This window comes from Sorangium aterium (assembly GCF_028368935.1).
GTDB classification, from domain to species: Bacteria; Myxococcota_A; Polyangia; order Polyangiales; family Polyangiaceae; genus Sorangium; species Sorangium atrum.
This window is the reverse complement of the sequence record NZ_JAQNDK010000003.1, coordinates 764249-788904: the sequence shown is the minus strand read 5'-3', so window position 1 is coordinate 788904 and position 24656 is coordinate 764249. Positions and strand designations below refer to the sequence as shown.

15 protein-coding genes are annotated in these 24656 nt (G+C 71.1%); 3 read left to right on the top strand and 12 right to left on the bottom strand.

All coding sequences use genetic code 11. From position 1 onward, the window contains the following. The first annotated feature begins 44 nt into the window (after positions 1-44). Complete coding sequence (locus tag POL72_RS27180) at positions 45-1406, top strand: PQQ-dependent sugar dehydrogenase (RefSeq protein ID WP_272098551.1); 1362 nt, start codon at positions 45-47, stop codon at positions 1404-1406. Positions 1407-1517: 111 nt separating this feature from the next. Here the strand turns inward: POL72_RS27180 and POL72_RS27175 are convergent, their stop codons facing one another. From POL72_RS27175 to POL72_RS27165, 3 genes are all read right to left on the bottom strand, one after another. Then, positions 1518-4703 carry a Kelch repeat-containing protein gene (locus POL72_RS27175; protein WP_272098550.1) on the bottom strand — a complete coding sequence of 1062 codons (3186 nt, stop codon included), beginning with the start codon at positions 4701-4703 and terminating at the stop codon, positions 1518-1520. Between the two features lie 152 nt (positions 4704-4855). Next, on the bottom strand, positions 4856-7171 hold the full coding sequence (locus POL72_RS27170) for a hypothetical protein (protein WP_272098549.1): 2316 nt from the start codon (positions 7169-7171) through the stop codon (positions 4856-4858). 118 nt (positions 7172-7289) lie between these two features. Beyond that, on the bottom strand, positions 7290-7478 hold the full coding sequence (locus POL72_RS27165; RefSeq protein WP_272098548.1) for a glycosyl hydrolase: 189 nt from the start codon (positions 7476-7478) through the stop codon (positions 7290-7292). A gap of 7 nt (positions 7479-7485) precedes the next feature. On the opposite strand from POL72_RS27165, the gene POL72_RS27160 reads away from it, so the two are divergent. Then, positions 7486-7989, top strand: a complete 504-nt coding sequence (locus POL72_RS27160; protein ID WP_272098547.1) for a hypothetical protein — start codon at positions 7486-7488, stop codon at positions 7987-7989. 62 nt (positions 7990-8051) lie between these two features. On the opposite strand, the gene POL72_RS51330 is transcribed toward POL72_RS27160, so the two are convergent. The 4 genes from POL72_RS51330 to POL72_RS27140 all read right to left on the bottom strand — a co-directional run bounded on the left by POL72_RS51330 (position 8052) and on the right by POL72_RS27140 (position 15287). Beyond that, complete coding sequence (locus POL72_RS51330; protein ID WP_272098546.1) at positions 8052-9008, bottom strand: CE1 family esterase; 957 nt, start codon at positions 9006-9008, stop codon at positions 8052-8054. 484 nt (positions 9009-9492) lie between these two features. After that, complete coding sequence (locus tag POL72_RS27150; RefSeq protein ID WP_272098545.1) at positions 9493-12483, bottom strand: TIM-barrel domain-containing protein; 2991 nt, start codon at positions 12481-12483, stop codon at positions 9493-9495. A 360-nt stretch (positions 12484-12843) separates the two neighbouring features. Beyond that, a complete protein-coding gene (locus POL72_RS27145) occupies positions 12844-13935 on the bottom strand; it encodes a glycoside hydrolase family protein (RefSeq protein WP_272098544.1) in 1092 nt (363 codons plus the stop codon). 23 nt (positions 13936-13958) lie between these two features. Beyond that, positions 13959-15287, bottom strand: coding sequence for a DUF2403 domain-containing lipoprotein (locus POL72_RS27140; RefSeq protein ID WP_272098543.1), 1329 nt, complete (start codon positions 15285-15287; stop codon positions 13959-13961). 676 nt (positions 15288-15963) lie between these two features. On the opposite strand from POL72_RS27140, the gene POL72_RS27135 reads away from it, so the two are divergent. Continuing rightward, on the top strand, positions 15964-17490 hold the full coding sequence (locus POL72_RS27135; RefSeq protein ID WP_272098542.1) for a hypothetical protein: 1527 nt from the start codon (positions 15964-15966) through the stop codon (positions 17488-17490). A 59-nt stretch (positions 17491-17549) separates the two neighbouring features. On the opposite strand, the gene POL72_RS27130 is transcribed toward POL72_RS27135, so the two are convergent. From POL72_RS27130 to POL72_RS27110, 5 genes are all read right to left on the bottom strand, one after another. Continuing rightward, a complete protein-coding gene (locus POL72_RS27130) occupies positions 17550-18833 on the bottom strand; it encodes a PEGA domain-containing protein (RefSeq protein ID WP_272098541.1) in 1284 nt (427 codons plus the stop codon). Further along, positions 18830-21595: an FG-GAP repeat domain-containing protein gene (locus POL72_RS27125; RefSeq protein ID WP_272098540.1), complete on the bottom strand. Its 2766-nt coding sequence runs from the start codon at positions 21593-21595 to the stop codon at positions 18830-18832. Before POL72_RS27125 ends, POL72_RS27130 begins: the two co-directional genes overlap by 4 nt. Before the next feature lie 2 nt (positions 21596-21597). Then, positions 21598-23355, bottom strand: a complete 1758-nt coding sequence (locus tag POL72_RS27120; RefSeq protein WP_272098539.1) for a serine/threonine-protein kinase — start codon at positions 23353-23355, stop codon at positions 21598-21600. A gap of 247 nt (positions 23356-23602) precedes the next feature. Then, positions 23603-24259, bottom strand: a complete 657-nt coding sequence (locus POL72_RS27115; protein WP_272098538.1) for a DNA-binding protein — start codon at positions 24257-24259, stop codon at positions 23603-23605. 237 nt (positions 24260-24496) lie between these two features. Then, a complete protein-coding gene (locus POL72_RS27110; RefSeq protein ID WP_272098537.1) occupies positions 24497-24622 on the bottom strand; it encodes a hypothetical protein in 126 nt (41 codons plus the stop codon). Positions 24623-24656: the final 34 nt, after the last annotated feature.

The window sequence follows — 24656 nt, the reverse complement described above, 5'->3', positions numbered from 1 at the left end:
GAGGCGCGGTGGACAGAGAAGCAGCCGAATGGCAACCAGAGTCCATGGACAACCGAAGATCATGCCGCCGGTGGGCCCGGCACGGGGCGGCGCAGGTGCTCCTGGTCGGCGCCGGCGCGGGCGCGCTGGCCTCCTGCTCGCCCAAGCGCGCCGAGGTCACACCGCAGCCAGCGCCCACCGACAGGATCCTCACGGGCGCCGACGCGCTGGGCGACTGGACGACGGACGCGCCGGGCGTGAAGCGCAAGATCACCGTCGCCGACCTGCCCGCGCCCAACGAGGGCGAGTCGGTGACCAACAGTCCGAGCAAGGCAGATCGTCCAGCCGGTGTGTTCCCCAAAGTCCCGTCGGGATTCACCGTCGCCGAGCTCGCCAGGGGTCTGGAGAAGCCGCGCGTCGTGCAGGTGGCGCCGAACGGCGACGTGTTCGTGGCCGAGAGCGCGGCGGACCGGGTGCTGGTGCTCCGGGACACGGACGGTGACGGCAAGGCCGACCTCCGCAGCGTCTACGCCGAGGACCTCAACCGCCCCTTCGGCATCGCCTTCTATCCGAGCGGCACCGAGGCGCCGACGCACGTCTACATCGCGAACACCGACAGCGTGGTGAGGTTCCCTTACAAGGCGGGCGACACCAGGGCCAGCGGCCCGGCCGAGGCGCTCGTCACCAACATCCCCTCGGGCAAGGAGGCCGTGGGCGGCGGCGGCCACTGGACCCGCGATATCGCCTTCAGCAAGGACAACCAGCGAATGTTCGTGTCCGTGGGCTCCCGCTCCAACGTCGATGACGACGACAGCGAGATCCGGCGCGCGTGCATCCTTTCCTTCACGCCCGACGGCAAGGACGAGGCGCTCCATGCGTCAGGCATCCGCAACCCGGTCGGCCTGGCCATCGAGCCGGCGACGGGCGCGCTCTGGACCAGCGTGAACGAGCGCGACGAGCTGGGCGACAACCTGGTCCCCGACTACGTGACGCGCGTGCAGGAGGGCGGGTTCTACGGCTGGCCCTGGTACTACCTCGGCGCGCACCAGGATCCGCGGCACGAGGGCAAGCACCCCGAGCTCCGGGACAAGGTCATCGTGCCGGACGTGCTGATCCAGTCGCACTCGGCCTCCCTCGACCTGTGCTTCTACACGGGCCAGCAGTTCCCTGCCGACTACCAGGGGCACATCTTCGCCGCGGAGCACGGCTCGTGGAACCGCTCGCGGCGCACCGGATACAAGGTGATCCGCATCCCGGTCAAGGACGGCAAGGCGGCAGGGTACTACGAAGACTTCATGACAGGCTTCGTCACGAGCACCGGCGACGTGTGGGGTCGCCCGGTCGGCGTCGCGGTGGCGAAGGACGGCGCGCTGCTTGTGACCGACGACCAGAGCAACACCGTGTGGCGGGTGGCCTACGGCAAGTGAGACCAGGATGCGGTGCGGCCGGCGGGCCCCTGAAGGGTGAGTGTCGGTCGATCGCCTTCGATCCGTAGCTGCATCCCGGGAGTCTGGTTCAGCGGGTGCGGTGATCGGAATTCACCGCGGGATTGCCGCCCTGGAGCGGCGGAGCCTCCGCCGGAGAGCGGTCGCGGCCACGGCGAGGTAGAAGCCGCTCGCCCCGCCGCCGGACGCCCCTTGCGCCATGGAGCAGCCGGTCTCCGCCGGCGGATCGCCCGCTCCGGGGCCGCTCGACGTGCTCGTCGGGCCCAAGCTTCCATCGCCGCCAGCGCCTGCAGCGGTCTCCATCCCCGAGCCGCCAGCGCCGCTGGACGCGGTCGCCGTCCCCGAGGCGCCCTCGCCGCCACGGCCGCCAGCACCAGCGCCGTCGCCGCCAGCGCCGCCCATGCCACCCGTACCGGACTCGACGCCGCCGGCGCCGCCGACGCTGCCAGTCCCGGATCCACCGCTGCCAGCGCCGCCGGTCACGGACTCCTCGCCCCCCGCGCCGCCAACGCCGCCCGTTCCGGGCTCGCCCCCGCCGGCGCCGCCGGCACCGGACTCACCGCCGCCGGCGCCGCCCTCTCCGCCAGCGCCCGTGCTGCAGCCGTTGTCCCCGGGGCTGTGCCATCGAGGATCGTACAGCTCCGGGTACGAGGACCAGCCGACGAGGAGCACATCGCCGCTCGGCAGGAGCACGGAGGCGAGAGAGCCGTAAGAGAGCAAGGGCGACGGGGCAGGTGTCCAGGAGTTCGTCGCAGGGCTATAGATCTGCGCCGTCGCCCCTCCGATGACCAGCACCTCGCCTGTCGGCATCAGCATGGCAACATGATTGAAGGCCAACATCGGGCTCATGGGCCCTGTGGCAGTCCAGGCGTTCGTCATCGGGTCGTAGACCTCTGCAGCTCCTCCGACGACGAGCACGCGACCGTCCGGGAGCCGCGTCGCCGTGGGCCTGTCCCGAGGCTCCGCCATGGGCGCCACCAGAGACCAGCGCCGGGTCGCAGGATCGTAGATCTCGGCGCTGGCGAGCGGCTCCGCGGTCGAGTACTCCGTGTTGTAGTCGTCGTCTCCCTGGATCCCGCCGACGACCAGCACCCTGCCATCGTCCAGCAGCGTCGCCGCGTGCTCCGCCCGCCGTGCGTTCATCGGCTCGACGGCGACCCAGGTGTCGTCGGCCGGACGATACAGCGCCGCCGATCCGGTCCTGCGGACGAGGTACGGCTCCATGGGGTAGTCCCACACCTCGCCGCCCGCGATGAGCACCTCGCCGCTTCCGAGCAAGGTCGCCGTGTGGTTGTATCGACGCTCCTCGTCGGGCGCGGCCAGCGTCCAGGCATCCGCAGCCGGATCGTAGATCTCGTTGTACAGATCCGCCGCAAAATAGTCGAGGAGGCCCCCGCTGAGCAGCACCCTGCCGTCGGCGAGGCGGGTCAGCTCGGGACGATACCGCTCCAAGTTCGAGGGCGCTGCCACGGAGAACGTCCTGCTCGAGGGGTCGAAGAGCTCGGCGACCTCCGTGGTCGCGACGCCGGTGCCCGCGATCAGGACCTTTCCGTCCGCCAGCTCCACGACCCTCACGAAATACCGCAGGTTGTGCAGGGGGCCGAGCTGCGTCCCCGAGGGCGCGACCGAGGGGTCGTAGATGTCGGCGCCCACGGTGCTCGAATGGCCGCCGACGAAGAGGACCCGTCCATCCGGGAGCAGCGTCGCGGTGGCGTCGCTGCGGCTCACTTCGCTCCTGGGCGCCCTCGAGAAGGTCCGCGTGCTCGGATCGTAAAGGTCGGGCGGCACGTTGTCAGAGACGAGGACCCGACCGTCGCACAGCCGCGTCGCCGTGTTCGAGACGCGAGGAGAGCTCATCTTGTTGCTCGCGAGCGTCCACGCGTTGGCTTCGGGATCGTAGGTCTCGGCCTCGCCTTCCCGGTCATAGCCGATCACCAGCACGTCACCGTCCTCCAGCAAGCTCGCCGTGTGCATCCACCGGGCGCGGAGCATGTCCGGCCCCGGGGTCCACGCGCCCGTCGTGGGGTCGTAGATCTCGACGCTGGACAGCACGCCGGTCTCTATGTTTCTGCCTCCCACGATCAGCACGCGGCCGTCCCGCAAGCGCGCCGCCGCGTGGCCGCTGCGCGCGACCGACGCCGCGGGCGTCGGCGACCAGGTGTCCGACACGGGATCGTAGAGCTCGGCCGTGGCACCCGGAGCGCCGCCAGGCGGAGCGCCCCCGGCGGCGAGCACCCGCCCGTCCGCGAGCAAGGTCGCGGTGTGTGACGAGCGCGCCGAGATCATGGTCGCGGCGGGGGTCCACGCGTCGGTCGCTGGATCGTAGAGCTCTGCGCTGGAGACCCACTCGGCCCCGCCGCTGGCGCCGCCCGTGACAAGCACCCTGCCGTCGGCGAGCAAGGTCGCCGTGTGAACCGACCGCTGCTTGCTCATCGGCGCAGCGGGCAGCCAGGCATCGAGCGCGGGATCATAGATGGCCGCGCTGGCGAGGTGCGAGCGCCTGTCAGCGGCGCTGACCCCGCCCGCGATGAGCACCCTGCCGTCGGGCAGCAAGGTCGCGGTGTGCTGCGCGCGGAGCGTCGCGTCCGAGGCCGCCGTGACGCTCCATGACGGATCCACGAGGAGCGGCGAGCCCGCCTCCTCGACCCAGAGCGAGATCTCATCGCCTTGCACCTCCAGGCGCGTCGGGATGCGCCGGAGCGGCGAGGCATAGGCCTCGGGGGCCGCCACGAGGATCCGCGGCTCCCCTGCCGCGTCGAGGATCTCCACGTTCGCGCCACGGCGGCGGAGGCGCGCCCCCTCGACCTGCCACGAGGCCAGCGGTGCCCCGGCCGGCGCCCCCTCGGGGAACCAGAGCCACTCTTCCGCGCCGTGCCGCTGCGCCGTCCAGAGCGCGAAGCCGCCCGCGCGCGGGTAGGCGATGGCAGCGCCGACCCTCTGGACCTCACCGTGCAGGCCGCGCTCGCGCACCTCGATGCCGAGCCCATCCGGCAGGTCGAACCGCACCGCGCTGCTCCCGTCGGAGGAGAACGCGAGCGCCGCGCCGGCTCGCGACGGGCGCGGCGCGAGCTCGAAGCCCCCAGCGGTCGGCACGAGCGCCTCGTCGCCGCGGAGCACGGCGCGGGCGCGCTGCTCGAACTGCGCCTCCAGCGTGTCGACGTCGAGCGCTTCGCCCGAAGGCGCGGCGCAGCCGAGCCCGCAGGTCAGATGGACGATCAAGAGCAGCGCCACCCATCGCGCGAAGCGCGACTCAGCCCAGGGAATCACGCTTGAGCCCATACCCTCCTCGATTCGCGCGAACGCATCTCCTGCGAACACAGCGCCGGCCGTCCAGCGCGGCCGGTCCTCCCGGGCGCGCGGGCGGTCGGCGCGACGCTCATCCCCGGCTCCATGCCCGGGGTCCACGCCGACCCGCTGCGCCACACGCCCGCTCAGTAGGTCTCCGCGCACACGCCGTAGCCGCACGGATGGACCATGAAGGCGCCGACGACGGCGCTTCGCGAGCCCGGGAAGGTCGCGAGCGCCGCCCCCGTCTCGATGTCGTAGAGGACGCCGTCGTAGCGCGAGTAGAGCGCCGTCGCCGAGACCGGCAGGATCCCGTAGTCGTCGTCCGAATCCCCGGAGTCGGTGCGGATGGGGATCCTCGGCAGCGGCGGCGCGTCGACCGGGTTGCCGAGCTCGTCGTAGATCGCGGAGGCCTGGTACGTCCAGCGGCTGCTTTCGAAATGGCGGATGTACGACTGGACGAGAACGTGGGTGTCGTCGAGCCAGCCGATCGCGCAGCCGGGCACCACGTTGACGAGCGCGCCGTCGTCGTAGAACTGCGTGAACCCGCAGCCTTCGGAGGGGGCGGAGTCCGTGACGACGAAGTGGTGACCGTCGGGGGAGACGAGCGGCGCCGGCCGGTTTCCGGTGTCCTGGAAGAGCGGCGCGCTGCCCGCCCAGTCGCTCACGACGCGCTCCGTCCTGTGCTCGTCGAGGCGGTAGGTGCAGCCGACCGTGCTTCCGTCGAAGGACATCGAGAAGTCTTGAATCACCTGCCCGCGCGAGAGCGAGGCGAGCTGCGCGCCGTCCGGCAGCGAGAAGAGCCGGAGTGATTTGTCCGTGACCAGCGGATCGAAGGCGGCGCGCGCCGCGAGCAGGCTGCCGTCCGCCGAGAGCAGCACCTTGTTGCTGTGGAACGGAACGACCGCCGAGGGCCCGGCGTCGAGCGCAGCCGTATCATAGAGGAGCGTCCTCCCCGAACCCGTCGCGAGGGCCACGTGCCCCGAGGGAGAGCCTGCGACGGAGTGGAGCGCGCCGCAGCCGAGCAGCCCCGAGCCCTCCGGATCGGTGAGGGTGCCCTTGTACGAGATCGCGCCGTACGCGTTCGAGACCACCAAGCGTAGGTCCTTGTCGATGTCGACGCGGGTGTTCTGGACCAGCGGCGGCGCGTGTTCGGTCAGGGTCACCTCGGGGCCGTCGAGATCGATGATGTCGAGCCTCGACGATTGCGTGTGGAGCAAGGCGAGCGCACGCTCGGTCGGCGCGAACGTGTAGCGATAGTCGGCGCGGTCAGGGTACTCGGCGACGGGGACGGCTCCGCCTCCGACGCGATAGACCATGAGCGGAGAGTCCGCTCTGTTGTCCGCGAGCATCCAGAAATAGTCGCGCGTCCCAGCGAGTTGCTTGAGCGACGGCAGGTTGACGATGCCCTCCTGGATCGCCGCCTTCGAGTACACGCGCACCGTCGTGCCGACGGTGGTGAGAAATCGCTCGCCATCCTGAAACCAGGAGTGGAATGTGCCCGAGAGCTCGGGGGTGACCGTGGGAGGCGAGCCATCGGCGGGGAGCACGGCGACGCTATTGTGCAGGGGGCCCAAAGGCGCCGGTGCGATCCGGAGCGCGTCCGGCGCCGCGTAGACGTCGCCGTGGTGGCTCACCGCGGCGGACCAGCGCTCGACCCCCGCGTTGCTCCAGAGCGTGATCGTGCTGGTGGACTGGCGGCGCGTCCAGGCGTAGCTGCCGTCGCTCGCGAGCCCCGCCTGGTCGTACTCGGTCGTCACGGAGGCCAGGACGGAGCCGTCGATGGCGCTGCGCAGCTCGAAGGCGTGCTTGGGGTCCGTCTGGATCAGCACCATGTTGCCGCGGAGGACCACGCCGCCCGGCAGCTCGAACGGCGGGATCCCGAACAGCGGGTCGCCGGGGTCGAGGCCGCCCGGCGCGTGTCCGTCGGCGATCGCAGCGCTGGCGTCGGTATCCCAGAGCATCCAGCGATCGTAGTCCCAGCTCAGCACGCGGCTCCCGGAGACGAAGAGCCGGGTGAGGCCTTTCTGGTGACCGAGATCGAGAAAGGCCTCCGGAGGGCCGAACGAGATGCCTGCAGTGCCGCATGGCCCGAAGGCGGCGCTGCCTCCTTCGCCGCCGCCTCCGCCGGTGCCTGACGTGGAGATCTCGCCGCCCGAGCCCCCGGCACCGCCGGTGCCTGACGTGGAGATCTCGCCGCCCGAGCCCCCGGCGCCGCCGGTGCCCGACGTGGAGATCTCGCCGCCCGAGCCCCCGGCGCCGCCGTAGCCTCCGGAGCCAGAGGTGGAAATCTCGCCGCCGGAGCCTCCGTCTCCTCCGCCTCCGCCCCCGGAGCCGCCCTCCGCACCGGTCGTCGTTCCAGGAGCAGCTCCGCCTCCGCCGAGGTTTCCGCCCCCCGCGTCGGAGCAGCCGAGGAGAGCGACGAACGACACCGCGACAATCTGGGTGGATCTCGTGCGCATAGCGCCTTCGATGCCGCCGATCCCCTGGCCATTCATTGCCAAGGCAGCGCCAGGGGGCGTCGCAGGGCTCGAGTCTGCGCGAGCACCGATGTTCCGCCCGGCTACCCGCCGCATCACGCTACCTGTCTGTCGAGGCTCCGCACGGGCCCTGTGGCGCGCTGACGTAGGCCTGACCGAGCTCGTTGAGCTCGCCGTCGTCGCCGAGCAAGCTCGCGTGCCGGACGTTGTCGGCGCGACCCGAGAACCACGCGTACTTCGCGATCCGAGGCTCGTTCTCCAGAGCAATTTGCGGTTGAGCTTGGTACAAGCTGAGCATGGTCGCGCGGGACGGTGGCACCGCTGATGCTGCTGCCTACCGCATGGGCCCGTACAGCATCGACCTGCGGCAGCGGATCATCGACGCCTACCAGAACCGTGAAGGAAGTATCCGGGAGCTGGCCGAGCGGTTTGAGGTCGCCCCGAACACGGTGCAGAACTATCTCACGCAGCTGCGCGCCACGGGCGACCTCGGTACGGCCGCCAGCCCGAGCAGCTGGCCGATCGCCTCGTGCACGACCCGGGCTGCCTCCGCAAGTGGTCACGCGGGCGACGAGACCATCGAGGGTGGGGGCGTCAATGACATCATCTCCGGCGGCGCCGGCAACGACCGATTGTTCGGCAACGGCGGGGACGACCAGCTCTTCGGCGATGGCGGAGACGACTACCTCGACGGCGTCGCGGGGACGGACACGCTCGATGGCGACCGACTCACCAGCGGCGCCGACAGCGACGTGTGCCTCGTAGAGGCCGCCGACTCCGCCGCCAACTGCGAGCTTTGACGGCGTCGCCCGGCGACCGCCTCCCCATCGTCGTTGCGCCCGACGCAGTCCCCGACTCGAAATCAGAATTGCGTGATGAATTTCCACGCCTCGGGGGCGTTCCAGCTCGTCGATTGCCCGGGGTCCTTCGGCTCCCAGCCGTGCGGGCCGTCGAACACGCAGTACTTGGTGGGGTGACCTGCGGAGCAGCCCTTGTACTCGGTACACGTGTGGGGCTGGCCAGCTGCCGGGAAGGTGGTCGCCGACGGCTCCTCCATGCAGCCGTTGACCTTCGCGAATTGGGCTTGTTTGACGCGACCGCTGGTCGGCATGGGGGGGCCGCTGCTGTCACCGCTGGCTTGCGACGCGTAGTAGGCGATCGGCTTGGTCAACGTCGCCGTGCAGGAGCCCGTGAGATCTGCCCCCGAAAAGAAGGCAACGCCTCGGAACACGTCCGCGCGGGTGCAGGCGAGAGCCAACGACATCGCTCCCCCGAAGCTGAAGCCGGTGGCGAAGATCCGAGTTTTGTCGATGCAGAGATCTCCCTCGAGCTCCTCCAGGATCGCGTCCGTCAGCTCCACGTCCGACTTGCTCCAGGAACCGGCGCCGTTCGCGGCGTCCGGCGCGACGAAGATGGTGGTAGCTCCAGTGTCGAGCGTCGCCATCGTGAAGTAGTTCCGGTTCGCCACCGACATGGCGGAAGAGCCGGACTCCGCGAAGGCGAACACGAGCCGATACGGCGTGTCCTTGTCGTAATCGCTCGGCACGCGAAGGATGTACTTGCGAGAGGCGCCGCCGAACGAGATGTCGATCGTGCCGTTTTGCAGAGTATTCGCTTTGCCGCAGCCAGCGCTCTTGACCGCGTCCGTCCCTGTCGCGCCGCCTGCGCTGCCGCCGGCTTGACCGCCACCTCCGCTCGCTCCCCCCACGCCCGCGCCACTCGCGCTGCCGCCCGCGCCGCCGCTGGTACCGCCGGAATCGGAGCCACCCGCGCCCGCGGAGCCGGGCTGGCCACCGCCCGAGGTGCTGCCCGCGCTCACGGCGTTACCACCGGCGCCCGCCTGCGCTTGGCCGCCCGCGCCTGCGACCCCCGGTTCTTCCGACGGAGGGGTGCTGCTCGACGAACAAGCAACACCCGAGAGTGAGAACAGGGCGAGGACCAGGGAGGAGCAACGGGCACTTGTCATCGGTAACTCCGCGCGCGCGAAGGGCGCGACTAAGACTCGACACTAGCTCATGGCCTCTCGACCAGCAATGGATTGTGGCGCGCCGATTCATTTATGAAGCGACAGCTCAAAATAGGCGCATCACCATACCGGCCGCGAGCGCGCAGGTAAAAGAAGCCGATCGCTGCGCGAGGAAGTGTAGCGCGGCAGAGCGAAAGGGTGGGACCGCGAGCGTCGTGATGGCTCATTGCCAAGGCAGCGCCAGGGGGCGTCGCAGGGATCGAGTCTGCACAATCGAAGTTGTTGTGCATCCCCTCCCCTCGATCGTGGAAGCGGCGACTCCGCGCTTGCCAGCGGCTCATAAACGAACGGTGACCGCCTTCCCGTCGTACGTCACGGTGGAATCGGGCGTGGGCGTGTCCGTCGTCGAGAAGCCGACCGCCTTGCCATCGGTGACGAGCACCACCTGGAACGTTCGCTTCGCCGGCATGCCCTCCCACGCGCCCTGGCGCGCCCCGATGGTCAACGCTCGCGCCGCGTCGTCCCAGGTCAGCTGGATGAGCGAGAATGCACCACGCTCGTAATCGGTGCTCGTCCCCTGGTCCTCGTACAGCGTGAAGGTGCCGCCAGCGCCGCCATAGACCAGCAACGTGATGGGATCGGCCGCCTGCTGATCGACGTATTCCTGGGCCGGTCCGATGGGGACGATCGAGCCCGCGCGCGCGTAGACGGGGATGGCGTCGATGGGCGCGGGGGCGGCGGCGATCGTCGTGCCTCCTGCGTGACGCGTGCCCGTCCAGAAGTCGTACCAGGCCGGCGCCTGCGGCAGGTACACGGACCGGCTGGTGGCGCGGTAGGTGGTCACCGGTGACACGAGCAAGGCCGGCCCGAACATGTACTGATCGGCGATCGCGCGCGCCCGCGTGTCGGCACGAAAGTCCATCACCAGCGGGCGCATGATCGTCCCCCCCCGCTGGGTCGCCATGCCGGCGAGCGCGTAGACGTACGGCAAGAGCCGGTAGCGAAGGCGATCGAACTTGAGCTCCGCGAGGTACGCCGGCGCGTTGGTGTCGGCGCCCATGCTGTAGATCTCGCGCCGGGCGGCCCGCTGAGTGCCGGAGATGAGGGGCGCCTGGCCGTGGACCCGCAGGATCGGCGCGAAGGTCGCCATCTCGAACCAGCGCGCGTTCAGCTCGCGCCACTCGGCGAGATCGGCGGCCGCCGGCGTGCCGGCGGTGAAGCGCGCCGGCGGGGCGTAGCCGCCCGCGTCCATGGTCCAGTAGGGAAGGCCCGAGATCGAGATCCCGAGCCCGGCCGCGATCTGCTTGCGCATCGCCGTCCAGGTAGAGGTGATGTCCCCCGACCAGACGACCGCACCATAGCGCTGCTGCCCCGCGAAGGCGCTGCGGGTGAGGATCAGCGGGCGCTTGTCGGGGGCAGCCGCGCGCTGCCCCTCGTAGATCCCCTGGCTGTGCATCAGCGAATAGGCGTTCAGCACAGCCGCGCCCTGACCGAGCGCCGTCGGGGTCATGCGGCTCTGGGCGCTCGCGAGGTGGGTGGCCGGGCTGGTCTTGCCCTCGACGTCTTCGTCGATGTCAGGCTCGGAGCCGTCGGCCCACCAGCCGTCGACCCCCTTCGAGAACAGGGCGTCGTTCACCTGGGACCAATAGGCGGCGCGCGCCTCCGCGCTGAAGGCGTCGTAGTAGGTGAAGACGTTCCCCTGGAAGTCGCGCTTGCCGTCGGCGATGTTCCGCTTGTAGAGCGCCCCCATGCCGTCGAGCTCGGCGTAGTTCGCCGTGCCGGTCACGAACTTGGGCCACGCGGAGATCAGCAGGTGGGCGTGGTGCTGATCGTGAATCGCGGCTGTCCAGGCGGCGGGATCGGGGAAGCGCGTCCGGTCGAACTGGTGCGACCCCCAGGTGCCGTCCGGCCAGTACTGCCAGTCCTGCACGATCACATCGATGGGGATGTGCCGGGACCGGTACTGCTGGAGGACGTCCAGGCTCTCTTGCTGCGACTGATAGCGATCGCACGACTGCCAGAACCCGAAGGCCCACTTGGGCAAGAGCGCCGCCGGCCCCGTCAGCGTGCGGTAGCCGGCGATCACGCCGTCGAGCTCGGGGCCGTAGACGAAGGTGTAATCGATGCCGTCGCCGACCTCCGACCAGAGCGAGATGTCGCGCGACGCGGGCGGCGGCTTCCAGAGCAGGCTGGCGATGCCGACGTCGATGTCCGCGGTCCACTGCAGGTGCACGGTGACTTTCTGACCGGCGTCGAGGTGCACGCGCGCCACGTCCGTCGACGGCAGCCACCCCTGACGCCAATGGTCGATCACCCGCTGGCCATCGACGTCGAGGCGGATCGCCCCCGATGAATACGTGTAGAACAGGTAATCGCCCGCCGTCGTCGCCTGCACGGTCGTGGTGATGTCGGCGCTCTTGCTGGCGGCGGCGGCGAGCAGGTCGTCGTGATCGGCGTAGGCCACGCCCGGAACGTGCTGGGCGCGGTCGAGGTCGCCGAAGCGCGTGAACGAGGTGTTGTCCCAGAGGATCCCCCAACCGCGGCTCGACACCAGGAAGGGGATGAACACCTCGGTGTTGTACTGGTGGAAGTCGAGGTCGTAGCCCTTGATGTCCACGAGCCCCTGCTGGTGCTGGCCAAGGCCGTGGAGGGACTCGTCCGCCGCCGGCGTCCACCTCTGGTGCACGTTGTGGGTCGCCTGCCCTTGCACGGTCGCGGTCGTCACCGCGCGCCCGTTCGGCACCTCTGCCAGCAGCGACGCGTTCGAGGGATCGGTGAACGACACCGCGCCGGTCGCCTTGTCGACACGGGCCGAGAGGGCGCTGGTGGAGAGGACGGTTTCGACCGCGGTCGACGTCACCTCGACGGCGGTCTTCTCGCAGCGGCGCGGGCCCGTCGCCGGGGTGGACCGCGAGAAGAAGGCGGTGTCGCCCGTGGGGGAGAAGGCCACCCGCACGATGTTCGGCGCGCAGGCCTCGAGCCGCAGAAGCCCAGCGCCCACCGGGACGGTGACCTGCTGCTCGGCGGGCGCGCCGCCATCGCCGGCGCCGCCTTCCCCCCCGGCGCCCCCGTCTGAACCCGCGGGACCACCGACGCCGTCGCCGCCCCCCGGCGCCCCGGCGCCGCCACCACCACCACCACCACTACCGCCGCCGCCGCCACTGCTGCTGCTGCTGCTGCTACTGCTGAGGGCGCCGTCCGCGCCGTCCGTGCCGCATCCCGCAGCCCCGGCGCCGAGGAGCACGATGACCGCCGCCACCAGGCAGCGGGGGCGAACGCACCGTGCACGGCGCTCGTCACTCGAGCTGAAGTGCGTAAGAAATTTCATAAATACGCGGGTTGTTTCACGTTTGGCAGCACCCAGCCAACGATGGAGCCGGTTCAGACGCTCTGACGCGCCAGCCGATCGGCGCGTCAGAGGCTCTGGGATCAAGCCCCCGCGGCCGCCCTCGTCGCCCTCCCCGGTGAGGTCGTGGGCCGAATGTGAACGTTCACAAATCGGATGTCAATTCCAAACGGCGCGCCAGCGATCAGCCACGCGCCGATGGCAGACAAGCCTCCTCCGGAGCATCGCGTCAAGAGAGGTGGGCACCGCGCACGCGTGCAGCCAGCGGCAAGCTGCCCATCGGCAACCACAACGGCTGCGGGAAATCGCCACCGACGCAGCGGCCGCGGCCTGCCCGCCGCGTCACTCTCGATTCGTCGAGGCTCCGCACGCGCGCTGCGGCGCGCTGACGTAGGCCTGACCGAGCTCGTTGAGCTCGCCGTCGTCGCCGAGCAGGCTCGCGTGCCGCACGTTGTCGGCGCGGCCCGAGAACCACGCGTACTTCGCGATCCGAGGCTCGTTCTCGAGGTACGCCAGCGCGTCGACGAGGAACTCCTTCTGCTCGGCGAGGGAGCCCGCGCTGTCGCACGCGAACTCCGTGAGCCAGAGGGGCTTGTCGAACCGCGACTTGTACGTCTCGACGTGGTTGATGAGCCACTGGGCCTGATTGTCGCCTTCTCCCTTGCAGCCGGTGTAGATGTGGATGCCGATGTAATCGACCCGGCACCCGCTGCACGCGGCGAAGAAGTCGTCCAGGTACTTGAACGGATCGGTCTCCTGGCAATCGCCGCCGCAGAAGTTCACGGCCGGCGACACGAGCGCGAGGCCGCGCGCGTCGGCCACCGCTTCGACGTGCGGCCAGAGCGCCGCGGCTTCGGCCGCGGAAAGATCGGCCTGAGCCCCGAAGTTCGGCTCGTTGAACCCGAGCAGGAACCTCGCCCCCTCGGGGATCTCGGAGGCGATGCGGCCGGCGGCGGCGCTGTCGAGGTTGCCCCCGCCCCACACCATCGGTACGTACTCGACGCCGAGCGTCCTGTAATAATCGGGCCGGACACCCTCGTCCGGCACATGGGTCCAGTTGTACCACCAGGACACCGCCGGGGAGAGGACATCCATGTCGGCCTTCGAGTGATAGCCATACGCGAGGCCGCGCTTGCAGCCCGTCGGCTGAGCGCCGCCGCTGCCGCTCGAGCTGCCCGCGCCGCTGCTGCTCGCGCTGCCCGCGCCGGCGCCGGCGCCGCTCGAGCTTGCTCCGCCGCTGCCGCCCGAGCTGCCCACGCCGGCGCCGCTCGAGCTTGCTCCACCGCTGCCGCTCGCGCTGCCCACGCCGGCGCCGTTTGACCCCGACGACGCCTGTGTCTCGTCGTCGCTGCCAGAGCACGCCGGCACGCCGGCGAAGGACGCGAGCGCGGCGATGAAGACCCACCGCACCGGAAGCTGACGGAAATTGTGCATGGTGTTCCTCGGTTTCATGGGGGTCACTCCGGCAGGCGCATCGAGAGCATGGCGTCGATCGAGCCGCGTGAGAGCCCGCCCGGCAGATCGGGGAGCATCTCGGCCGCGGCGGAGGGGATCCTCTCGGGGTGAATCACCGCGACCTGGATCGTGCGCTGCGCCTCATCGAGCAGGATCATGAAGTAGCGATCGCCGATGGGCCGGCGCCACGTCGGGCAGCCGTCCGAGGCCCCGCCGGCCTCGATGACGGGCCCCTCGTCGTAGGCCTTCTGCGCGCACGCATCCACGACCTCGACGTCCTCGGCGAACTCGTCGCGATCACAGCCGCTCCCGCAGACGCTGCCGCCGATGTGCCCCTCCTGGTACGAGCGGACACCGGTGCTCATGAACTCGCGATTGCTGTACTCGTTGTTGTCCATCACGACCTCGAACACGTTGATCTCGCCGCAGCCGTCGCCGACCGTGCCCGTCTTCGAGTAGCAGTTGCAGAGCCCGTTCCACTTGCGGCCGCCGTCGCGAATGAGCTCGGACGCCACGAACGCGACCCACGGGCCGGGGTGGCCCTGCCCACCGCCGTCGCATTTCTCGACGCCCGCGTCGTCGAACGTCATCGACGCCAGGAAGACGATGAGCTTCGAGCCCGCCCAGCCGAGGTGCATGATGCCCGGATCGTCGGGACAGTAGTAGTCCTTGCCGTCACCGCACGCGAAGGGCTTGTCCTGCGTGAAGTACGTGACGCAGTCCTTCTTCGTGAGGTCGCCCGTGAAGTCGGCGGACGTGGCCTGCCCTTCCGTGACGAGCAGGTTGGAGCCAACGCCGTCCTTCGCGTCCCACGACGAGATCATCTGCCAGGCGGCCGGGTCGCTGCCGGGCTGGTAGACGGCGAGCTGCTTCACGCGGATGGCCTTCATGATGAGGGTCATCTCTTCATCGAACGGGGCGAGCTTGTCGCTCGTCGCGTGGTGCTCTGTCATGCAGCAGTGCCCGCCCCAGGTGTCGTCGCCGTCCTTGTAGTCGCACGCCGGATCGCCGGGCTCGCGGTCGATGCGGCGGGGCCACCAGCCGGGCGCGCCGATGTTCGTGAACGTCATCGTCCCGCCGCGCGTCGGCGTGCTCGGCTCAGGGACGTGAGGGCCGAGACCTCCGCCGGCGCCCGTCGTGCTGGCGGACGGGCCTGCGCCGGCGCCCGTCGTGCCGGTGGACGGGCCTGCGCCGGCGCCCGTCGTGCCGGTGGACGAACCTCCGCTCGCCTGGCCACCCTGGCCGCCCTGTCCTCCGGCATCGCCTCCGTCACCGCAGGCGCACGCGAGGACGACGAGGGCAGCCTGCACGAACAACGACGAGCGCTTCATGCCCGTGACTGTCTCCGGCGCGCGCGCGTTCCGTGATGGAAAACGGAGGGGTCGGCGCGGATAGGTGATCGAGAGGCCCACATGAGCGCCGTTCGGGCCCGACCTGAGCCGATCGAGCGCGGTCGAGCCATGACCCATCCCGGAGCGAGATCGCCATGACCGTCGAGGGCCCTCAAGGTCTCTGCCCTCGATCCGGCCGCTGAGCTCGGCGTTCCCCAGGTCGAGCGCGCGGAACCCGACGCTGCGCCGCGCGCGCCCTGATGAGCCTCGACGCTGGCGCCCTCGACGAACTCGCGCTCCAGAACCTCGGCGCCGACGCGTTCAGACGCTCGTCGAACTCGCACGCTCGCACACAAGATTGATGAAAAAGAGATCGGCTCCAATCGCCTCTCCCATGCTGGCCCGACGGGCGGCGGAGACAGCAGAGTCGACTCCGAAACAACTCCCGCCAGAGGGGCGACCCGCTCCACCCTTCCCAGTCAATGCGGCCCGGGCGGCGAGGCCTATCGCACCGGGCTCATCCGCAACGCTCATTCGAGGACGCGCGATCGTCGGACTTGTTACCTGCTAGAGTGCGCGCGGGAATATCGGTCTCGCGATCCACCCGGCTCGGGCAGTAGGGGGAAGCGAGGACGGAATTCTTGTGTTGTCGAATTCCTTGCTGAGCAGGAGGCCTATGAACCAGCATGTTCGATGCGCCCTTTCGGCGTTGCTTGCGGCGGTGTCGCTGAGCGTGGCAGTGCCGCTCCGGGCGGAGGTGACCATCTCGGGGGATGTATCGCCCGCAAGCCCGGCGGACCCGTGGGACCTCGGCGATAGCCTTCTGCTGGTCGGCGGCACGATACCGGGGATGCCCCGCTCGGGGAGCGTGCTCGTCTCCAACAAAGGGCGGGTGCTCAGCCCCGGCGCCATCATCGGCGGGCCTTACGAGGGCTCCGGTACGGTCGAGGTGGTCGGGTACGGATCGCGGTGGACCAACAATGGCTCTCTCGCGGTCGGCGCAGGCCACTTCGCCTGGGGCTCGCTCATCGTACGGACCGGCGCCAGGGTCATCACCGACGATCTCCTGGTCAGCGGGCCGTACTTCCACGCGTACGGCGACGTGCTCGTCGAAGGGTACGACGCGACCCTGACGAGCCGAACCAACGCCTACATCGGTGACCTGTGGGGCGGCAGGATCGAGATCCGAAAGGGAGCGAGCTTCTTCTCGCACAACGTCTATTTCGGTGCCAACGCCCTGCCGGACCCTTTCCGCCCGATCGAGGCGCTCGTCACAGGCTCCGCGACGAGGTGGGTGAGCACGGGGGAGTTCGTCGTCGGCGCGGGCAGGGCCGCGCAGCTGTCCATCTACCGGGGGGAGCTCTCCACCGTGAACGCGCAGGTCCTCGGAAACGAGCTCGAGAACAGCGTTGTCAGCGTGAGCGGCTGGGACGGCACCTGGACGAACGCGGGGCTGCTGTCGGTGGGGGGAGACGATGGAATCGGCGGGATCGTCCTCGGAGCGCTGGGGACCCTGGCCACAGAGGAGGTCGAGATCCGCTCGCGAGGCGGCGCGGCGTACATCTACGTGACCGACGTCTATGCGTCGTGGATCAACAGCGGTGACGTCACGATCCTCGCGTCCACGGACTCGTCGGTCTTTCCGGCGCTGCAGATCGACGGCGGAGGATCCGTCCGCATCGACGGCCTCCTCCGGCTCGCGCCGCTGCCCGGCGCTCCCGGCGGCCCGAGGTGGGCGGTGCGGCTCGCGGACGGCGAGCTCACCGCGGGAGAGATCGAGGTCCAGGCCGGCGACAATATCGATTTCTACCGGGGGCGCCTCGAGACCAGCAGCTTCACGGGCGATCTCGCGAACCCCGCGCTTGGCACGCTGGTCGTGGGCGAGGTGTACCCCTCGACGAGCATCGCCGGGAGCTACAGCCAGGGCTTGTTCGCGACGCTGAGCTTGACCGTCGCCGGGCCGAGCGCCGCGCCGCTCCTGTTCGTGGACGGGGACGTGAGCATCGACGGGGCGCTGGAGATCCACGCGGATGATGAGGCCATGCCCTTCCAGGCCGGCGACAGGATCGCCGTGCTCGGCTGGAGCGGCGCCCTCCTGGGGACGTTCTCCGAGGTGACGATCGATGTGCCGCTCGCCCCCGGGCTCGCCTGGGACACCTCCGCGCTGTACACGAGCGGCGAGATCGTCGTCGTGCCTGGTTGATCGCGGCGCGGTTGATCGCGGTCCGAGCTCGCGGGGACGACCTGCGGTGAGACGGAAACCTAGAAGCGCCCTCGGACACCGGCCGACAGAACTCCCACCGTGAACTCCGCGCCCACCCCGGGATCCCTCGGCGGCGGCGCGGCGGGAGCGGCGGAGCCAAGGCCCTTCGGCTCGTCGAACGCGAAGAGCCCGAACCCCGCGGCGGCAGCCAGGAACGACACCCCGCCAGCGACGGCCGCCGCTGCGCCGAGGCTGCCGCGCGCGTCGACCGCGGCGTTGTAGCGATCCCGCTCCGACGGCGTGAGCGAGTCCGCGTCCTTCCTGTCCCGCAGCTCGACCGCCTCGCTCTGGCTCGCGAGGGCGAGGCCACCGAGCACGCCGGTCGCGACGGCGCCCGCCGCGCCGACGCCGAGCGCCGTCCACGCGGCGACGCGGCGGGAGGTCATGCGGAGCTCGGCGTCGAGCGCCACCGCCTGCTCGCGCGTCACGCGGAGCTCCCGCCGGAAGAGCTCGTATCCCGGCAGCGAGACCTCGACGACATGAACCCCCGGCTCGATCGCGATCGCTCCGGCCGTCGGCGCCGTCCCCCTCACCTGCCCGTCCACCGCGATGCGCGCGCCGCCCGTGCCGGTCACCCGCAGCTGCGCGGGCTTCACCCGCAGCACGACGTGCCGCGGCATCAGCTCGCCGGCGACCGCGACGACCGTGAGCTCTTCGTCGTAGTGCCCCGTCGCCTGCACCCGCACGCGGTGCGGGCCAGGAGCGACAGGCGCCACGAGCGGCGCCGCGACGAACGGCTGGCCGTCCACCGACACCCGCGCCCCCTCGGCCGGCGACGACAGCAAGAGCCGCGTCCCGCCCGCCGCCGGCCTCGCGGCTGTCGCGGGGCCGCCGCCCTCTGCCGTCGAGCCCTCGCCGCCCGCAGGCGCCGCGCCCTCGCCGGCGAGCCGCGCCTCCAGCGGCACGAGCGACCCGAGGGCCGTCACCGCCTCCTCGCGGCGCGTCGCCTTCGGATCCTGGCGCAGGTACTCGCGGTAGAGGGCGATCGCGCGGCGCAGCGCGTCCGGCGACGGCTCCGTGAGGTACTGCCGCCGGAAGGCCTGCGCCGCCGAGAACAGGAGCGACGGGCTCGGCACGCGCTCGTGAGCCTCCAGGAACGCCTCCGCTGCGACCTGGTACTGGCCCGCCTCGTACGCCTGCGCGCCGGCGTTGAAGTAGTTCTCCGCCTGCGCCACCTGCTCGGGCGTCGGGCGCGCGTCCGCCTGGGCCGCGGCGGGCGCCGCGGCGAGGCTCAGCGAGGCCCAGAGGAGCAACGGACGGAAGGGGCGAGCCGCCGCCCTCATTGCAGCACCGGCTTGCCGCGGAACACCTTCAGGAACGCGGAGCTCATCGCCACCGCGAGATCGTCGACGCCATCCCCGTCGACGTCGCCCGCGACCAGCGCGACGAAATCGCTGCCAGCCTCCGGCGGAGGGCCGGGAAAGGTGGTCTCGAGACGGCGAAGCGCCCGCGCGCCGGCGTCGAGGTCGTAGAGCTCGAGCCGCCCGGGCCCGGCCACGGCGACCTCGAGCGCGACGTCGGCGTCGGCGTTGAGCAGCGCCACGGCGAGGCCCGCGCAGACCTTGTCGCCCTCGCAGGGCTCCGGGGCGACGAGCGCCGTCTCGTCGAAGCCCCCGCCGGCACGGCCCCAGAGCGCGACGATCTCGCCGCTGTCCGCGCGCGCGAGGAGATCTTGCTGCCCGTCGCCGTCCAGATCCGCGACGAGGGGGCGCGGCGCGTACTTCGGCGGGTTCACGTCCTCGACGATGGCCTTGAACACGTGCGCCGTCTCCTGCCGGGCCGCCTCGACGAGCTTCTCGCCGTCGGCCGCGTAGATCGCGAGCTCGCCGTCGTTCAGCCACACGAGCTCGTCGCGGCGGTCGCCGTCGGTGTCGATCGGCGCGAGCACGCACGCGTCGCACGGCGGCGCTCCCTCGCCGGGCCGGCCGGACGCCTCGGCGCGCAGGTTGTCTCCCTCCGGCGAGACGGAGATCAGCCAGAGCTGCGTGCCTTCGGGCACGGGCCCCGGCCCGCCCTCCACGGCGAGCTCCGTGATCGCGGCAAGGCGCTGCTGGGGTTCGCCGTCGGCCCCGGTCGCGAACATGCCGCCCGCGACCGCGAGGAGCCTCACGGGCAGGATGGAGCTCGACGCGCCGCTACCAGGCGGCATGCCAGGACCAGGCGGCATGCCTCCCGGCGCTCCGGGAGGCGCGGCGAAGTAGAACGGCGCGCGGATGAGGCGATCGCGGCCCCCCTCGATGAGCGCGAGCCCGGAGCCGGAGCCCACAGGCGCGTCGGGCGGCCGCGGGAGGCCGCGCAGCGCGAAGAGCTGCACGCCCGTGGCCTCCTGGAGCACGCGGCCCGCGACGAGGCCGCTGGCGAGATCGAGGCGGCCGTGCCCGGCCGGCGCGGAGGGCGCGGCGAAGGCGTTGCCGTAGGCGATGTCGAGCCGGGTGGAGGGCTGCGGAGACGAAGGCCGCGCCTGCTGATCGAAGTAGGCGATGTCGTTCACCCGATCGCCGTCGAAGTCGCCGACGGCGAGGTAGTGAGGCGGGCACTGCGTCGCGACGCGCTGCGTGTAGAACGTGCCGTCCGAGGCGCCGGTGTAGACCGTGATGTCGGGCAGCTGCGTCTCGGTGGCGACGATATCGAGGTGGCCGTCGGCGTTCACGTCGGCGGCGATCGCCTCGCACCCTCCTCCGATGGAACCGCAGACCGGCGACTGGAACGGCGCGCCGGGGCGGCAGTCGAGCGGCACGAGCTCTGGCCCGGGGCGGTCTGCATCGAAGTCGCCGGCGACGAAGATCCGGTCCGGATCGGCGAGCGCGGCCTCGAGCTCCGCGTCGCCGAGCGAGAGCGCGCCCGTGCGCTGGTCGGGCGAGCCGGAGGACGGGAGGCTCGGGGTCGAATGGAAGCGCCCGTTGCCGAGGCCGTACGCGACGTGGATCTCGCCGAGATCGCCGTGGATGGCGTTCACGACGATGTCGAGGAAGCCGTCGCCGTTCTGATCGTGCACGGCGAGCGACGCGTTGACGTCGCGGATCCTCGCGCCGCCGCCGAGCTGCACCTCGGGCAGCGCCGCGAGCGCGTTCGAGCCCGCGGGGCCGCACACGGCGTAGATGCGGATCCGATCGTCGCCCCGCTTCGCCACGATCGCCTCGTCGCACGGCTCGGCGTCCGCGGCGGCGTCCCCATCCAGATCGGCGGCGACAGCGGCCGCGATGTCGCCGGGGGCCACGACGTCGCCGTCGAGCGTCTGCGGCGTCGCGGCCGGGTCCGACATCACGGCGACACGGCCGGGGCCGGCGCTCGCCGGCGGCTCGCCGCCCGTACCGCCGCCGTTCGCGCCGCCGGTCGCGGCGGCTGCCCCGAGGAAGATCAGCGCGGCGTCGCGGCCGCGCAGCCGCGCCGACAGGAGGCGCGCGGCCTCGCTGTCGAGGCGCGTGGTCGCGTAGAGCGTGGGGGCCATGGCCGCGCTCTCGGAGGCGGAGAACACGAAGAGGCCGTTCGCGGCGCCCCCCTGCGCGGCGACCACGTCCCCGCGCCCTGCGACGATGAGCTCGAGCTGACCGTCGCTCGTGAGATCGCGCAGGATCGGGGCGGGTGACGTCTCCTCGCTCGACGCCGCCCGGGCGATCGGGAGCGCCTGCTCCGCTTGCGCGCACAGGCCAGGGGCCTGGCTCGGGAGCGCCGTGATCGTGGTGCTCTCGAGCGTCGTGTGCACGAGCTCGTCGCAGCCGTCGGCGTTGATATCGCCGGCCGAGAGCTCCATCGCCGTGACCATGGTGCGCGCCGAGAGCTCCTCGAACACGCCCGTGGGCCGCCGGCAGACGCCGTCCGCGCCGCACCCGTAGCCGCCGGGGCACACGAACCCTTCGGCGCCCCCGCAGAGGTAGCGGCACTGGTGCGCGCTCCCGGGCGCGCCGCAGCCTTCCTGCCCGTCGCAGGCCTCGTCAGGCGCCTCGACGACGCGGTTGCCGCAGACGTCCTCCTCGAGCAGCGAGAGGTTCGCGCAGCCGGCCGCCGCGATCGCCAGGACGACCGACGCTCCGTGAGATGCCTTCATGGTCAGGGGGCTCCGCGGAAGCTGCCGAACGCCGGCTTCTCCAGATCGGTGTGGTACTTGCGCGGGTGGCTCGCCCGGACGCCCGACGGCGCCGTGGTCGACGCCGCGCTGGCCGCCCCGGCGGCCGGTGCGGGCGGCGCCGATCCATCCGCGGCTGCGCCCGGAGCCGCCTGGAGACCGGACGCGGCGCCTGCGACGGGCGGCGCGCCCGAAGGATCCGCGGCGCCGGACGGCGCGCCGGTGGCGCCCGCGCCGGCCAGCGGCGCGCCGAGGGGGCCCACGGCGCTGGACGGCGCGCCCGTGACGTCGGCGGCGCCGGGCGGCGCGCCCGTGGTCGCCGTCGGGGCGGCATCGCGGGTCGAGGCACCTTCGCCGCCGGGGCGGAGCCACGCGATCGCCACGGCCATGGCGCCGCCAAGGAGCAGCACCGCGAGCACCCCGGCGCGGCGGGCACGGGTCCTCGGCGCCTGGACGGCTTCGGCGAGCGGTGCGAGCGCCGCCGTCCGGGCGGGCTCGGCGAGCGGGGCGAGCGCCACCGTCCGGCCGACATCGGCAGGCGCCACCGAGCCCGGCGGCATGGGCTGCGTCCGCCCCGCCACGACGGCCCCGCTCCCGCCAGGGCTGCGCAGCGTGCCGGAGGAGCCGCCGTTCCCGGAGGCGCCGCCTCCGGCAGCGCCGCTGCCCTCCTCCGGATCGAGCGCGTCGACCACGGCGGTCGCCGCCTCGGAGCTGACGTCCTGCGACCCGACGGACACCACGCGCGCGCTGCTCCGGGGCCGCGAGGCGCCCGCGCCGTCGAGCCCCTCGAGGCCGAGCTTGCGCACCTGCTCGACGAACGCCTGGACCGCTGCGCCCGCCGACGGCGGGCGATCCTCGGCGCGCTTCGCAAGCATCGCCGTCACCGGGGCGTCGAGCTCGGGCGGGAGATCCGCGCAGGCCTCCGACGCCCGCGGCGGCTCCTGGAGGAGGTGCATCATCATCACGTCCATCATCGACTCGCCCTGGAAGACGAGCGCCCCCGTGAGCACCTCGTGGGCGATCACGCCGAGGGCGTAGATGTCCGAGCGATGGTCGACGCCCTTGCCGCGGACCTGCTCGGGCGACATGTACGCGGGCGTTCCGATGGCGACCCCCGTGGCCGTCTTGTGGGCGAGCGCCTCGTCCGCGAGCTTCGCCACGCCGAAATCGAGCAGCTTGGGGAAGTAGCGACCGCCCTTCTCGATCGCCACGAAGATGTTCTCGGGTTTCAGATCGCGGTGCGTGATCCCCGCCGCGTGCGCGGCGTCGAGCGCGTCGGCGATACCCTCGAGGATCGGGACGGCGCGGCCCGGGGAGAGGCGCCCCTCGCGCCGGATCAGCGCGCCGAGCGTGAGCCCGTCGAGCAGCTCCATGATGAAGTAGTGCCGCCCGTCGACGACGCCGAAGGAGAAGATGTCGATGATGTTGCGGTGCCGGATGCGGTTCACCGCGCGCGCCTCGCCGACGAAGCGCGAGACGACGGTCGGGTCGGACGCGAACCGCCGGTTCAGCACCTTGATCGCGACCCGCTTGCCGATGAGGGGCTGCTCTCCCGCGTAGACATCGCCGAACGTCCCTGCGCCGAGCATCCGCTCGACGCGGTACTCGCCGAGCATCGCGCCCGGCGGGAGCTGCGCGTCCTCGTCGGAGAAGGCCTCGTCCGGCAGCAGCGCGCCGCCGTGCTCGGGGCAGGTCGCCACATCCTCCGGATAGACCGAGCGACACGCGGGGCAGGTGGCCATCGACCGTCACCGCAGTCTAGGCGCCGTCGCCGGCGATGAACAGCGCGGCGAGCGGGGCGGAGGCGCGCGTTCGCGAGCACACCGCGGCGCGGTCAGCGCGGCGACGCGCGAGAGCAGCAGCGCGACCGGCCAACATGGCTCTCGCCCCGATCCCCCTCAGCCTCGATGCGGTGCTTCACCGCGGCGTCGTCCGGAGGCAGCCAGAGCCCTCCGCGATGTCCGAGGGACACGCGGGTTCACCTCGTCGTCAATCGCAACCAGAGACCTCCTCGATGTCCGAGGCGACGCGCGGGTTCACCTCGTAATGATCCAGGAACTGGCCGCTGAACCCCGTGATCTCCACCTCGTCCCCCAGGGCGACGCCGCTCACGTCAATGCCCGTCCCGGTATAGACGAACACGGTCACCTCGCCCGAGCCGTCGTCGACGTGGAATCGATAGCCGTAGGCGCCATCGTCAAACACGTCGTCCACCACCGTGCCCTGGATGCGGACGAGCGTGCCCTCGGAGCCCTCGCCCACGTCGCCCGTGTCGATCGGCTTGGCGGGGTGAACGGGATGCGAGCCGGTGACGGCGATTGCCGTGGGCTGGATGCCGAGGACCTGGCCGTAGCTGTTCGCCACCGCGCCGGTCACGACGACCTTCTGCCCGAGCGCATAGCTCCCGCCCAGCGCATCGTGGATGTAGATCCCCGAGTCCCCTTTCTGGATGGCGAACCCCTCATCGTTTGGAGCGAACGCGCCCGAGGGAACGGACACGACGCCTTGGACCGTGACCACCGTTCCCTCGGCCTGGTCCCGCGCGAATCGAATCGAGTCGCCCGCCGCGAAGAGCGGGCCAGCGGTGATTGAGATCGCGAGGAAAGCGGCGGCACCACGGGAAGCACCACGGAAAAATGAGAGCATGAATTTCTCCTCACGCTGGGGGGAAGGCCGGATAGGCAACCGTCGGCGCCACCGGGTTCGGCCTAGATGTTCAACGCCTGTGCGCTGCGAGAGTGAGCATAATCGCGGATCATGGTGGGCGTCTATACCAATCCATGCTGGAGCGGGCGGGACGATCCCGTTGATCGGGCATAGCGCCGGTGCCCCCGCCGGTCGGAGCGCCCCTGCTCCTCCACGTCATCGCGCGGATTCCCCATGTCACCTCATGGCGGATTCATGACCTTTCAATCCATCGGAGATCTCGCGATCGCAGATCTCCGCCGTCTGCCGGCGAAACTCACCCGCTTCCTCAAGGAGCTGGGTCACGACGATCTCGATGCGCACGAATGTCCCACGCTTCCGAGCGGTTCGATCGCCG